The sequence below is a fragment of the Paracoccus ferrooxidans genome (assembly GCF_029909815.1).
GTDB lineage: Bacteria > Pseudomonadota > Alphaproteobacteria > Rhodobacterales > Rhodobacteraceae > Paracoccus > Paracoccus versutus.
The window spans coordinates 273,682-287,500 of the sequence record NZ_CP038202.1 but is presented as its reverse complement, the minus strand read 5'-3'; the positions used below and the strand labels follow the sequence as shown (position 1 = coordinate 287,500).

At 67.8% G+C, this 13,819-nt stretch carries 12 protein-coding genes (1 of these 12 cut by a window edge); 4 read left to right on the top strand and 8 right to left on the bottom strand.

The window, feature by feature from the left end:
• Positions 1–235, top strand: the 3' portion of a protein-coding gene (locus E3U26_RS18460) for an enoyl-CoA hydratase (protein ID WP_036749033.1). The gene continues 566 nt to the left of window position 1, outside the view; the window shows 235 of its 801 coding nt (coding positions 567–801); its start codon lies beyond the left edge, outside the window; the stop codon is at positions 233–235.
• A gap of 11 nt (positions 236–246) precedes the next feature.
• Here E3U26_RS18460 and E3U26_RS18455 read toward each other — a convergent pair whose 3' ends face one another.
• The 6 genes from E3U26_RS18455 to E3U26_RS18430 form a co-directional block, all read right to left on the bottom strand.
• Positions 247–990, bottom strand: a complete 744-nt coding sequence (locus E3U26_RS18455; RefSeq protein WP_036749030.1) for a cytochrome c biogenesis CcdA family protein — start codon at positions 988–990, stop codon at positions 247–249.
• Positions 991–1,067: 77 nt separating this feature from the next.
• Positions 1,068–3,752, bottom strand: coding sequence for an Rne/Rng family ribonuclease (locus tag E3U26_RS18450; protein WP_499107174.1), 2,685 nt, complete (start codon positions 3,750–3,752; stop codon positions 1,068–1,070).
• A gap of 552 nt (positions 3,753–4,304) precedes the next feature.
• A complete protein-coding gene (locus E3U26_RS18445; protein ID WP_036749029.1) occupies positions 4,305–5,630 on the bottom strand; it encodes a sigma-54-dependent transcriptional regulator in 1,326 nt (441 codons plus the stop codon).
• 19 nt (positions 5,631–5,649) lie between these two features.
• Entirely contained in the window at positions 5,650–7,443 is a 1,794-nt protein-coding gene (locus E3U26_RS18440) for a sensor histidine kinase (protein WP_036749022.1), read from the bottom strand.
• A gap of 64 nt (positions 7,444–7,507) precedes the next feature.
• Entirely contained in the window at positions 7,508–8,176 is a 669-nt protein-coding gene (gene purQ / locus E3U26_RS18435; protein ID WP_116220421.1) for a phosphoribosylformylglycinamidine synthase subunit PurQ, read from the bottom strand.
• A gap of 239 nt (positions 8,177–8,415) precedes the next feature.
• On the bottom strand, positions 8,416–9,630 hold the full coding sequence (locus E3U26_RS18430; RefSeq protein ID WP_116220422.1) for an NADP-dependent isocitrate dehydrogenase: 1,215 nt from the start codon (positions 9,628–9,630) through the stop codon (positions 8,416–8,418).
• Between the two features lie 71 nt (positions 9,631–9,701).
• Between E3U26_RS18430 and E3U26_RS18425 the strand changes: the two genes are divergently transcribed.
• Positions 9,702–10,241: a hypothetical protein gene (locus E3U26_RS18425; RefSeq protein ID WP_499107171.1), complete on the top strand. Its 540-nt coding sequence runs from the start codon at positions 9,702–9,704 to the stop codon at positions 10,239–10,241.
• Here the strand turns inward: E3U26_RS18425 and E3U26_RS18420 are convergent.
• Together E3U26_RS18420 and E3U26_RS18415 are read right to left on the bottom strand one after the other, a co-directional pair.
• The gene (locus E3U26_RS18420) at positions 10,238–11,374 is read right to left on the bottom strand and encodes an HD domain-containing protein (protein WP_499107169.1); all 1,137 of its coding nucleotides are present in this window, start codon (positions 11,372–11,374) and stop codon (positions 10,238–10,240) included. The genes E3U26_RS18425 and E3U26_RS18420 overlap by 4 nt on opposite strands.
• Before the next feature lie 36 nt (positions 11,375–11,410).
• A complete protein-coding gene (locus E3U26_RS18415) occupies positions 11,411–12,070 on the bottom strand; it encodes an alpha/beta hydrolase (protein WP_036749011.1) in 660 nt (219 codons plus the stop codon).
• Positions 12,071–12,235: 165 nt separating this feature from the next.
• Here E3U26_RS18415 and iscR point away from each other — a divergent pair, with 165 nt between their 5' ends.
• Together iscR and E3U26_RS18405 are read left to right on the top strand one after the other, a co-directional pair.
• On the top strand, positions 12,236–12,694 hold the full coding sequence (gene iscR / locus E3U26_RS18410; protein WP_024845794.1) for a Fe-S cluster assembly transcriptional regulator IscR: 459 nt from the start codon (positions 12,236–12,238) through the stop codon (positions 12,692–12,694).
• Between the two features lie 3 nt (positions 12,695–12,697).
• A complete protein-coding gene (locus E3U26_RS18405) occupies positions 12,698–13,723 on the top strand; it encodes a Gfo/Idh/MocA family protein (protein ID WP_114536012.1) in 1,026 nt (341 codons plus the stop codon).
• Positions 13,724–13,819: the final 96 nt, after the last annotated feature.

Genomic DNA, 13,819 nt, shown 5'->3' with positions numbered 1-13,819 from the left:
CGTCGCCTCGCCCGCGGCACTGGAGGCCGAGACGATGGCCCTGGCCCGCGGCATCGCCGCCAAGCTGCCCGCCGCCGTGCGCATGGGCAAGCGCGCCTTCCACGCGCAGCGCAACCTGGGCCTTGCGGATGCCTATGAGACCGCGGGCGCGGTGATCTGCGAGAACCTGCTGCTGCCCGACACGGCCGAGGGCATCCAGGCCTTCCTGGAAAAGCGCCCGCCCAACTGGGATTGACCGAACTGGGATTAACCCAGCGCGGCCAGCCAGGGAAAGGTTTCCAGCAGCCAATAGGCAAAGGTCGGGAAGGCGCCGGTCAGCAGCGCCGCCCCGACCACGACCAGCAGCACGCCCATCATGCGCTCGATCAGCTTCAGATGCGGCTTGATGCGGTTCATCACCCCGATGGCGCGGTTGACGAAGATGGCCGACAGCAGGAAGGGAATGCCCAGCCCCAGCGCATAGACCGCCAGCAGCGCCGCGCCGCGCCCTGCCTCGGCCCCGGTGGCGGCCAGCGACAGGATCATGCCAAGCTGCGGCCCGATGCAGGGCGTCCAGCCAAAGGCAAAGGCCAGTCCCAGGATATAGGCCCCCAGCGACGAGCCGCCCTTGTCGCCGGCATCCAGCCGCGCCTCGGTATCCAGGAAGGGGATGCGGATGATGCGCAGGAAATGCAGGCCCATGATGATGACCACCACCCCGGCCCCGCGCGCCAGCCAGTCCTGCCATTGCAGGAACATCCGGCCAAAGGCCGATGCCGCCATGCCCATCAGCAGGAAAACCGTCGAAAGCCCCAGCACGAAGAACAGCGCCGGCACCACCGCGCTGCGTTCGCCCGTCTTCAGCCCGCCAACGCCGACCCCCGTCATATAGGCCAGATAGGGCGGCACCACCGGCAGGACGCAAGGCGACAGGAAGGACAGGATCCCGGCCAGCAGCGCGACCGTCGCGGCGGGCAGAAAGGCGGCGTCTGCAAGCTCGATTCCCAACATGTCCGGCACCTTGGCTCATGGAAAGGGCGCGGGAAAGCCCCGCGCCCGTAACGCTTTCGTGGGAAGGCTGCGACAGATCAGCCCAGGGACCACCAGCCGCGACGCTTGGGACGCGCCGACTCTTCGTTCGCGGCAGCTGGAGCCGGCTCGGGCATGGGCGCCGGTGCCGGCACGGCCTCTGGTGCAACGGTCGATTCGGCCTCCGCCACGGCGGTCTCGTGCTCCGCGGCCTCGGGTTCCGCAGCTGCGGCTTCCTCGGCGTCGGTCGCCACGGGTCCGGCAGCTTCCGCCTCCGCCTCGGCCTCGGCCGCCTGATCGGCAGCAGCCTCGGCAATCGGCTCCTCGGCCTGCGCATCCTGCGCAGCATCCGCCGACGCGGCCTCCGCGACAGGCTCCGCGACAGGCTCGACCGCCTCGACGGCAGGCCCGGCCTCGACACCCGCCTGCGGCGCGTCCGCGGCGGCGTCGCTCGGCTCTTCCGTCTTGCGGCGGCGGGTCCGGGTGCGGCGGCGCGGCTTCTCGGCGGCTTCGGCCGCATTCTCGGCCTCGGCCACCACTTCGGCCACGACCTCGGCCGGCGTCACCTCGGCTTCGGCGGGCTGCTCGGCCGGCTCGGCTTCAGAGGCCGCATCCTCGGCACCCTCCTCGGCGTGATCCGAACCGTCCTCGGTATGGGACGCCTCGCCCTCGCCGTTCTTGCCGCCGCGGCGACGCCGGCGGCGACGCCGGCGCTTGCTGCCGTTCTCGCCCCCCTCGCCATTCTCGCCGCCCTCGGCATGGCTGTCCTCGGCGCGGTCTTCCTCCTCGGCGATCTCCTCGACCTCGTCCTCGACCGGCTCCTCGTCGTCGATCTGCGCCATCAGCCGGGCATCGACCGAAACCACGGGCGAGACCACCTCGGGCACATTGCGGGTCGCGGTCTTGAACTTCTCGATGGCGTAATCGGGCGAGATCAACGCCGGATCGGCCTCGACCCGGACCGACAGCCCATAGCGCGCCTCGATATTGCCGATATGCTCGCGCTTGGCGTTCATCAGGAAGTTCGCCACCGCGACCGGCGCCTTGACCAGCACCTCGCGGGACCGCTTGCGGGTGCCCTCTTCCTCGATGGCGCGCAGGATGGTCAGCGCCAGGCTGTCGTCCGAACGGATCAGCCCGGTGCCGTGGCAATGCGGGCAGGGCTGCGTGGTCGATTCCAGCATCCCCGGCCGCAGGCGCTGGCGCGACATCTCCATCAGGCCGAAGCCCGAGATGCGCCCGACCTGGATGCGCGCCCGGTCGGTCTTGAGCTTGTCCTTGAAGCGCTTCTCGACGGCGGCGTTGTTCTTGCGCTCCTCCATGTCGATGAAGTCGATGACGATCAGCCCGGCCAGGTCGCGCAGGCGCAGCTGGCGGGCGATTTCCTCGGCGGCCTCCAGGTTCGTCTTCAGTGCGGTGTCCTCGATCGAGCCTTCCTTGGTGGCCCGGCCCGAGTTCACGTCGATGGCGACCAGCGCCTCGGTGACGCCGATGACGATATAGCCGCCGGATTTCAGCTGCACGACCGGGTTGAACATGCCGGCCAGATAGCTTTCCACCTGATAGCGCGCGTAAAGCGGCATCGGATCGGTGTAATGCTTCACGTTCTTGGCATGGGACGGCATGATCATCTTCATGAAGTCCTTGGCCGTGCGATAGCCGCGCTCGCCCTCGACCAGGACCTCGTCGATCTCCTTGCTGTAGAGATCGCGGATCGTGCGCTTGATCAGGTCGCCTTCCTCATAGATCGGCGCCGGCGCGATGGACTTGAAGGTCAGCTCGCGGATCTGTTCCCACAGCCGCATCAGGTATTCGTAGTCGCGGCGGATTTCCGTCCGTGTCCGCTGGCTGCCGGCGGTGCGGATGATCAGCCCGGCGCCTTCCGGCACCTCCAGCTCGCTGGCGATCTCCTTCAGCTTCTTGCGGTCGGCGGCATTGGTGATCTTGCGGGAAATCCCGCCGCCGCGCGCGGTATTGGGCATCAGCACGCAATAGCGGCCGGCCAGCGACAGATAGGTGGTCAGCGCGGCGCCCTTGTTGCCGCGCTCCTCCTTGACGACCTGGACCAGCATGATCTGCCGGACCTTGATCACCTCCTGGATCTTGTAGCGGCGCGCGCGGGGCTTGCGGGGGGGCGAGATCTCCTCGGCCACGTCCTCCTCGGCGACCGATTCGATGCCGTCGTCCTCGGCGGCGTCATCGCCTGCCGGCTCGTCGGCTGCATCGGGGGCGACCGCGGCAGCATCCTCGGCCGTCGCCAGCGGCGCGGCCTCGGCCACGACCACCGCAAGATCCTCGCCCCCCGCGGCCTCGCCTTCCGAGGGGTCCAGCACGGCCATCCCCGCGATCTCGTCCGAGACCACGACGGCATCGCCGCTGTCGGCGGCGGCGGCCTTGGCCGGCTTGCGGCGGCGCGGACTGCGCTTCTTCTCGCCCTCGTCGGCCTCGGCGGCGGCGGCCTGGCGCTCTTCCTCGATCAGCGCCTTACGGTCGGCGGCGGGGATCTGGTAGTAATCGGGATGGATCTCGGCAAAGGCCAGGAAGCCGTGGCGGTTGCCGCCGTAATCCACGAAGGCGGCCTGCAGCGAGGGTTCGACCCGCGTCACCTTGGCCAGGTAGATGTTGCCAGCAAGCTGCCGCTTGTTGACCGTCTCGAAATCAAATTCCTCGACTTTGGTTCCATCCACCACGACAACCCGAGTTTCCTCGGAATGCGTGGCGTCGATCAGCATTTTCTTTGACATGTTTCCGTCTTTCGGGCCGCCGGACCGGCCCGCACGGTGGCGGGGGCAAGGTTCGGCTGCCGCATGAGAGGACAGCGAAAGCCGCACCGCCAGCAGCAATCGCGGCGGCCGGGGAACCCCCCTGCCACCGTTGCCGATCAAGCTGCGTTGCGCGATCCATCGCGTCTGTTTACCTTTCTTGGCCCATCCCGCTCGCGCGGTCGGGGCTGCGATCTACGGTCGCCCAGAGGCCCCCTGGGGGCGTGGGCATGATTTTCCGCGCGTGGCACCACCGGCACTTTTCAGGTGTCGCGGCTGGCTGGCGCGCTGCGAAACTGGCGAGGTCGAGCAACCATTGGTTGTGGCGCCCACCCTACAGGGGCAAGATAGCGGGGAAGGGCGCGCCGTTACAATCTGTTTTTGGTCAAAGCGCCGGGATTTGCCGATCCGCCCATCCCGCCCGCCCCCCGGCAGGGGCGCGCCGCGGCGGGCAAATCCCAGGCCAGATCCCGCGCCCCGGCTATTTCTCCGTTCCCCAAATACCCATGTCCGGCCGGGCCGGAGCCGTGCCACTCACAGGTAATCGCTGCGGCTCAGCCCGTATTTCGCCATCTTCTCGTTCAGCGTCCGGCGCGGCAGGCACAGCTCGTCCATGACCGCGGCGATGCTGCCCTTGTGGCGGCGCATGGTATTGTCGATCAGCATCTTCTCGAAGCTCTCGACATATTCCTTGAGCGGCTTGCCCTCGGTCGTGGTCGCCTCCTGCGTATCCTCGCCGTCGGCCATCAGCAGCGAGGCGATGGAGCCCGAACCGCGGCGGTTCTGCAAGACCGCGCGCTCGGCCACGTTGATCAGCTGGCGCACATTGCCCGGCCAGGGCGCCTGCAACAGCTGCGCCGCCTCCTGCGCCGTCACCTGCGGCGGCTCGCAGCCGTATTCCTCGGCGAATTGCTCGGTCATGCGGGTGAACAGCGTCAGGATGTCCTCGCCGCGCGAACGCAGCGGCGGCAGGGTGATCTTCAGCGCGGTCAGGCGATAGAACAGGTCGGGACGCAGCGAATCCTCGGCCCGGCGCCCCTCGCCGCGGGCGTTGGAAATGGCGATGATCCGGGTCTCGGCCGGGCTGCCCTGCTCGGCGATGAAGGCCAGAAGCCGCGCCTGCAGGGGATCGGACAGCGCCTCGATGTCCTCCAGGCACAGCGTGCCGCCGCGGGCCTCCTCGACCGCGGGCAGCCCGCTCTCGACCGGGCCGAACAGCTTGGCCGAAAGGATCTCGTCACTATAGGCCGCGCAGGAGATCGGCACGAATTTCTTCGAGGCGCGCGGCCCCACCGCATGCAGCGCATGGGCGACCAGGGTCTTGCCGGTGCCGGTCTCGCCGTCGATCAGCACATGGCCGTCGGCCTGGCCCAGGTCCAGGATGTCCTCGCGCAGCCGGTCCATGACCGGGCTCGATCCGATCAGCTTGGACATGACCTGCTGGCCCTCGGACAGGTCGCGGCGCAGGGCGCGGTTGTCCAGCGTCATGCGCCGGGCCTGGGTCGCCTTCTTGACCAGCTCGGTCAACCGCTCGGGGTTGAAGGGCTTTTCCATGAAGTCCATGGCGCCGATGCGCATGGCCTCGACCGCCATCGGCACGTCGCCATGGCCGGTGATCATGATGACCGGCAGGCCCGAATCGATGCCCATCAGCCGCTTGAGAAAGGCCATCCCGTCCATGCCCGGCATGCGGATGTCGGAAATCACCACCCCCGGCCAGTCGGCGCCGATCGCCTTCAGCGCCTCTTCGGCGGTGGCGAAGGTCTCGGCGTCGAAGCCCGACAGCGCCAGCCACTGGCTGATGGATTCGCGCATGTCCGGTTCATCGTCCACGACGGCTATCTTCAAAGTGCGGCTCATGGGCCTTTACCTCTTTTCTTCATTCCGCCGCCAGCCGCGTCCCGGCCTTGTGGCCGGGATCGTGCAGCGGCAGCTCAAGTTCGAATACGGCGCCCCTGCCCCCCTCGTCCGAGGCGTTGTGCGCCGTCAGACGCCCGCCAAAATCGGCCGCGATCCCGGACGAGATCGCCAGCCCCAGGCCGGTCCCCTCTCCGGGCTTCTTCGTGGTGAAGAAGGGTTCAAACAGATTTTCCAGGTCCGATACACCCGGACCGTTGTCGCGCACGGACAAGAATGCGTGAGAGCCGGCGCTGACGGTGATCTCGATCGCCGGGTCGCGCAGCCCCTTGATCGCATCGACCGCGTTGCGCAGCAGGTTGATGATGATCTGCTCCAGCCGGATGCGGTCGCAATAGACCATGACCGGATAGCGCGGGATGTTGCGCTGCAGGCGGATGGTGCGGCTTCGCAGCTGCGGCTCCATCATCACCAGCGCGCTCGACAGCGCGGCGCGCAGGTCGACCGGCTCGAAGGCCTCGCCGCCCTTCCTGGCATAGGATTTCAGCTGCCGGGTGATGGCGCCCATGCGCTCGACCAGGTCGTCGATGCGCTGGAAGCTCGACAGCGCCTCCTCGGCCCGGCCGCGCTGCAACAGAAGCCGCGCCCCGGCCAGATAGGTCTTCATCGCCGCCAGCGGCTGGTTCAGCTCGTGGCTGACGCCCGCCGACATCTCGCCCAGGGCCGCGAGTTTGCTGGACTGCTGCACGGTCTGCTCGGCCACGCGCAATTCCTTCTGCATCCGCTCGCGCTCGGCGATCTCGCGCGTCAGGCGCAGGTTCAGCGCCCGCAGGTCGGCCGATTCGCGCATCCAGGCCGCCGATTCCACCCGCGCCCGGCGCGACAGCAGATAGAACACCGCCGCCAGCAGGATGGCAAAGCCCATGATGACCATGGCCAGCACCGCATTCACCCGCTCGCGCACCGACTCGTAGGTGGTGAAGGCGATCATCTTCCAGCCGCGGAAGGGGATGCGGGTCTCGGACTGCATCACCGCGCGGCCCTGCACATAGGCGTCGGCCGGGGTCGCCGCCCAATCCGCCGTGACCTGGAAGGCCCGGGCGATGGCCGAGGGCGCCGAGCGCACCGCCAGGGCCTCGGGCAGGGTCAGCCCGCGCCAGCGCGGCTCGGTCGACAGGATGATCTGCCCCTCGCTGTCCGTCACCGCGATCGCATCGGAAATCCCCGCCCATGACCGCACCAGCCGGGTCAGGTCCGCCCCCACCACGACCACGCCCAGCGTGCGCCCGTCCGACATGACGGTGCGGGAATAGGTGAACTCATAGGCCCCCTGCGGCGAAGGCGAGACGGTGAACACCGTGTCCCGCGACCGCAGTGCCTCGACGAAGAACGGCTCCTGCACGTAATTGGTGCCGATCAGGTTGCGGTCGGTCGAGCCCACGACCCGCCCCGAGGCGTCCAAGAGCTTGATCGAGGCCGCCGCGATCTCCTTCTGGGCCGAGATCAGCCGCGCCGAGGTGCCCGAGAAATCATTGCCCGACAGCGCCGAGATCAGCGCCGGGTCGCGCGCCAAGAGCAGGGGCACCACCGAGGTGCGCTGCAATTCCGACAGCAGGTTGCCGGTATAAAGCGCCGAGCGCAATTCGGTGCGCACCCGCGTCGTCTCGGAAAACCGCGCCGTCAGCCAGGCATTGGTGAACCAGATCGTGCCCGCGGCCACGACCAGCAGCACGGCGATCACGCCGCGCAGTCCCCAACGGCTGGTCAGACCCGCCCTGCCTTCCGGGAACCCGATGGAACTGTCTTCCTCTCGCATGAGCCTCCGGCATCGCCCTCGTAAGGGTCGATGCAGTCTAGTGCGCGAAAGAGCGCCGCTCAAGTCAGGCCGCGACAAGCTCCTGCATCAGCGAGGCAAAAAGCCTCGCGCCATCGGTGCCGCCATGGGCCGGATCGGCGGCACGCTCGGGATGGGGCATCATGCCCAGCACCCGGCGGTTCTCCGACAGCACCCCGGCGATATCCTCGACCGAGCCGTTGATGCCCGGCGCATAGGTAAAGGCGATCCGGTCCTGGTCCTTCAGCGCCGCCAGCCCCTCGGCGTCGATCTGGTAGTTGCCGTCGTGATGGGCGACCGGCACCCGGATCTCCTCGCCCGCCCGATAGGCGGCGGTAAAGGGGCTGGCCGCGGTCGCGACCCGCAGCACCGCCTCGCGGCACAGGAACCGCAGCCCGGCATTGCGCATCAGCGCGCCGGGCAGCAGGTTCAGCTCGGTCAGCACCTGGAAGCCGTTGCAGATGCCCAGCACATAGCCGCCCCGCGCCGCATGGGCCTTGATCGCGCCGGCGATGGGCGAATGCGCGGCGATGGCGCCGCAGCGCAGGTAGTCGCCAAAGGAAAACCCGCCCGGCACCGCGACCAGGTCGGTGCCCGCCGGCAGCGCCTCGTCCTTGTGCCAGACCCGCACGACCTCGGCGCCCGCCTGCTGCAGGGCGACGGCCAGGTCGCGATCGCAATTCGATCCGGGAAAGGTGATGACGGCAGCTTTCATGGCGGGCCTCCGGGATTATGCCTGGCGCCCCCATACTCCAGTCCGCGCCGCGTGTTAAGCGGCTTTGCACCGCCCCCGGATTTCTTCGTTCCCCAAATACCCAAGAATCCGCGACGCAGCGCCGCCGCCGGCCTCCTGCCCGCTTCACCGTTTCCCAACTCCGCCGGAATCCGCGCCGATCATGCGAAAAGGGCCGGGATCCCTCCCGGCCCTCGCAATCCGACATCTTTCCGGGCGGATCAGCCCGCCAGCGCCTTGTTCAGGTATTCGTCGACCTTTTCCAGATAGCCCATGGTGGTCAGCCATTTCTGGTCCGGCCCGACCAGCAGCGCCAGGTCCTTGGTCATGTGGCCGTCCTCGACCGCCTGCACCGTGACCTTCTCCAGCGTCTCGACGAAATTCATCAGCGCGGCGTTGCCGTCCAGCTTGGCGCGGTGCTTCAGCCCGCCGGTCCAGGCAAAGATCGAGGCGATCGAGTTGGTCGAGGTCTGGTTGCCCTTCTGGTGCTCGCGGTAATGCCGCGTCACCGTGCCATGCGCGGCCTCCGACTCGACGATCTTCCCGTCCGGCGTCATCAGCACCGAGGTCATCAGCCCGAGGCTGCCGAAACCCTGCGCGACCGTATCCGACTGCACGTCGCCGTCGTAGTTCTTGCAGGCCCAGACATAGCCGCCCGACCATTTCATCGCCGAGGCGACCATGTCGTCGATCAGGCGATGCTCGTAATGGATGCCCTTCTTCTTGAACTCGGCCTCGAACTCTTCCTCGTAGACCTTCTGGAACAGGTCCTTGAAGCGGCCGTCATAGGCTTTCAGGATGGTGTTCTTGGTCGAGAGATAGACCGGATAGCCGCGGTTCAGCCCGTAGTTCATCGAGGCGCGGGCGAAGTCGATGATCGACTGGTCGAGGTTGTACATCGCCATGGCCACGCCAGCGCCGGGGGCCTGGTAGACCTCGTGCTCGATGGTCTCGCCATCCTCGCCGACGAACTTGATCGTCAGCCTGCCCTTGCCGGGAAAGAGGAAATCGGTGGCCTTGTACTGGTCGCCGAAGGCGTGGCGGCCGACGACGATGGGCTGGGTCCAGCCGGGGACCAGGCGCGGCACGTTCTTGCAGATGATCGGCTCGCGGAAGATCACGCCGCCCAGGATGTTGCGGATGGTGCCGTTGGGCGATTTCCACATCTTCTTCAGGCCGAATTCCTCGACCCGCGCCTCGTCGGGGGTGATGGTGGCGCATTTCACGCCGACGCCGTATTGCTTGATCGCCTCGGCCGCGTCCACGGTGATCTGGTCCTGGGTGCGGTCGCGCTCCTCGATGCCCAGGTCGTAGTATTTCAGGTCGATGTCCAGATAGGGCAGGATCAGTTTCTGCTTGATGAAGTCCCAGATGATCCGGGTCATCTCGTCGCCGTCGAGCTCGACGACGGGGTTCTCTACCTTGATCTTCGACATGGGTGGTCCCTTCGATTAGGATTCGGCTCGGCCGCGCTATAGCGGCATTCCGAACGAAAGGAAAGACCGGTATGCCATGGTATGCCGACGATGCCGCGGCCCGCGCCGAGTGGCGGCGCAAGACGCGCAAAACCCTGGCGGAAATCCGCGCCGAGCGGGCCGCGCCCGGTTTCGCCCCCCTGGTCCCGCCGTTCCACCTGCGCGTCTATGGCGACTGCGCTGCCGAGGCGGTCTGGCTCTGCGACGACCAGGGATGCTTCGACATCGCCCCCGCCATCCTGCCGGTTCCGGCCAGCCTGGCGGCGCGCTGCCGACTCTGGGCCGATTGCTACGAAACGCACGAGGACGCCTGGTTCGACCACCATCATGTCAAGGACTGGCCCGCGCCGCCCTTCGATCACTTCAAGGCGATCAACCTGCGCGGCTTCTTCCTGGCCTGCGCGATCAAGCGCGCCCTGCCGGGTTGCCGGATCGAGTTCCTGGACGAATACCGCAACCTGCCCTGGCGCGACTACAGCCCGGACGAACGGGGCGAAAAGCCGCCCTTCCTGATCGAGATCACCGCCGAAACCCTGCGCCACGAGGCAGCAAGCCGGGGTTTGAAACGCTAGCCGCCGGTTCTTGCGGTGAAATACACCTGCGCGCTTTCGCTGAGCCAGTGCCACAGCGTCGGCGCGCCGCGTTCGATGCGCAGGCCCACGCGCTCGACCAGTTGGGCATAGGTCACGCGGTATTCCGCCCAGGTGCCGCCGCCCGAAGCGATGTTCTGCATCACCGGCTGCGCCCGGTCCAGCGACTTGGCAAAGACCGCGTCGGGGGTCTCGTTCGCCTCGAACTCGGCCCAGAGCGCGCGCAATTCAACCCCCTGGGGCGCGGGCAGCAGGCCGAAGATCCGCTCGGCCGCCTCGGCCTCGGCCTGCAATTGCGCGGTGCCGTGATGGGCGGCGCCGTTCTGGGCGTGGATCGGCACGTCGCCGGTGTCGATCTCGACCAGGTCGTGGATCAGCAGCATGCGGATCACCCGGCCGATCTCCACCGCCGGCCCGGCATGGGGCACCATGACCAGCGCGTAAAGCGCCAGGTGCCAGCTGTGCTCGGCGCTGTTCTCGCGCCGCGAGCCGTCGCAAAGCAGGCTGGCGCGCAGCACCGATTTCAGCCGGTCGGCCTCGGCCAGGAAGGCCAGGCGCTGCGCCAGTTCGCCGCAGGGCGCGCGGTCCTCCAGCAGGGCCTGCGCCGCCTCCATCGCCTCGGGCCATTCCGCCCAGAGCCGCCGGGCGCGGCCCGAGGTCATGTTGTCGCGCACGATGGCGACATGATCGGCCAGGGGCTCGGGCGCGCAAAGCACCTGGAACAGCGGCTGGACATGGTCCATGCGCTTGGCCATGCGGGCATCCGGGCTTTCGCCCGCCTCGAACTCCTGCCACAGGGCCATCAGCGCCTCGCCGCCCGGCAGCATGCCGAACAGCCGGCGCGCCGCGGCTTCCTCGGCCGCCTGCACGGCGGCCATGTCATGGGCCAGGTGGATCGGATGGTCGCCGCAGTCGATCTCGACCAGGTCGTGCAGCAGCAGCATGGCGATGGCGCGGTCCGAGGCGCCGAAGACCAGCGCATAGAGCGCGACGTGCCAGCTGTGCTCGGCGCTGTTTTCCGGCCGCGACAGGTCCATCAGCACATTCGCCCGCTCGACCGATTTCAGCCGGTCGGCCTCGGTCAGGAAGGCAAAGCGCAGGGTCAGGTCGGTCATGGCAAAGCCCCAGGCCGGCCGGGCCGGCCCGGTTCCCTATCGCGTGTTCTCGGTCAGGCGGCGGCGCACATAGGCCTGCACCGTGTCGATCATCGGCTTCATATGCGCCTCGTCGTCGCGGAAGAAATGGTCGGCGCCCTCGATCTCCTCATGGGTGATGGTGATGCCCTTCTGCTCGCGCAGCTTGCCGACCAGCGCATGGGTGTCCTTGGGCGGCGCCACGCGGTCGGCGGTGCCGTTGATGATCAGCCCCGAGGAGGGGCAGGGCGCGAGGAACGAGAAGTCATACATGTTCGCCGGCGGCGCGACCGAGATGAAGCCGGTGATCTCGGGCCGGCGCATCAGGAGCTGCATGCCGATCCAGGCGCCGAAGCTGAAGCCCGCGACCCAGCAATGCTTGGAATTGGGGTTCATCGCCTGCAGGTAGTCCAGCGCCGAGGCGGCATCCGACAGCTCGCCGATGCCCTGGTCGAACTCGCCCTGGCTGCGGCCGACGCCGCGGAAGTTGAACCGCATGACGGTGAAGCCCATGCGGTGGAAGGCATAGTGCAGGTTGTAGACGACCCGGTTGTTCATCGTCCCGCCATATTGCGGATGCGGGTGCAGGATGATGGCGATGGGGGCGTCGGGCGCGGCTTGCGCGTGATAGCGGCCTTCCAGACGACCTTCGGGACCGGGGAAAATCAGTTCGGGCATGGGCTTCCTTTGAAACTCGGGTTCCTTGACCCTGTGACGGCGCGGCTCTAGATCGTCAATCTGGGAAGCGCGCCCGACATAGGCAAGACGCATTCAAGGACGGCGCCGGGGAATTAGCCCCTGGCTTACGCGTCGTCAATGGTTTGCGGCTGGAGGAGAGGCAAGATGAAACTGTCCACCAAGGGACGTTACGCAATGGTCGCCCTGGTCGACCTGGCCATCGCCAAGGGCGACGAGTTGACCTCGCTGGCCGAGATCTCCAAGCGGCAGGACATCTCGCTGCCCTATCTGGAGCAGCTCTTCGTCCGCCTGCGCCGGGCCGGGCTGGTCGATTCGGTGCGCGGGCCGGGCGGCGGCTACCGGCTGGCCAAGGCGCCCGAGACGATCCGCGTCGCCGATGTGCTGGAGGCGGTGGACGAAACCGTCAGCGCGCTGCATGTCGGCGCCGGCGCCTCGGGCGGGGTCTCGGGGTCGCGGGCGCAGACGCTGTCGAACCGGCTGTGGGAAAGCCTGTCGGCGCATGTCTATGTGTTCCTGCACAACCACACGCTGGCGGACGTGGCCCGCAACCAGCTGCTGCCCTGCCCCGCCCTGCCCAAGATCCTGTCGATCGTGGACGACTAGGCCATGCGGGTGCTGGTCGCCGGCCTGGGCAACATGGGGCGCAGCCACGCGCTGGCCTGGCTGAAGCAGCCGGGGGCCGAGATCGTCGGCCTGGTCAACCGCTCGCCCGTGGACCTGCCGCCCGAACTGGCCGCGATCCCGCAAAGCCAGGACTTCCACGAGGCGCTGCACCGCCTGCGCCCCGACGTGGCGGTGATCGCCACCTATTCCGACAGCCATGCCGAATATGCCATCGCCGCCATGCGGGCGGGCGCGCATGTCTTCGTCGAAAAGCCCCTGGCCACCACGGTCGAGGACGCCCGCCGCGTGGCCGAATGCGCGGCCGAGACCGGCCGCAAACTGGTCGTCGGCTACATCCTGCGCCACCATCCCAGCTGGCAGCGCCTGATCGCCGAGGCGCGCGCATTGGGCGGGCCCTATGTCTTCCGGCTGAACCTGAACCAGCAAAGCTCCGGCCCCACCTGGCAGGTCCACAAGGCGCTGATGCGCACCACGCCCCCTATCGTCGATTGCGGCGTGCATTACGTCGACGTCATGTGCCAGATCACCGACGCGCCGCCGGTCGAGGTGCGGGGGATGGGCCTGCGCCTTTCGGACGAGATCGCGGCGGACATGTACAACTATGGCCATTTCCAGGTGCTGTTCCAGGACGGCTCGCTGGGCTGGTACGAGGCGGGCTGGGGGCCGATGATGTCCGACACCGCCTTTTTCGTGAAGGACGTGGTCAGCCCGCGCGGCGCCGTCAGCATCCGCATGCCCCAGGACGCGCGCTCTGACGACATCGACACCCATACCCGCACCGCGACCCTGCGCCTGCACCGCGTCGGAGAACCGGACCACGACATCTCGATGCGCGACGAACCCGGCCACCAGCAGCTTTGCGACGCCGAGGCCGCCTTCATGGCCCGCGCCATCGCCGGGGACATGGACCTGGAGCGGCACATGCGCGACGCGGTCTCCTCGCTCGCCGTTTGCCTGGCCGCGGACGAATCGGTGCGCACGGGCCAGCCGGTGCGATTGCGCATCTGACGCACCCGTCCATCGCACCCGCCGTCACACGCCCGTCACGCTTTCTTGCGAAATGCGGCCCGTGGCCCTAAATGAGCCATTCCTTTTCCGCTTTCA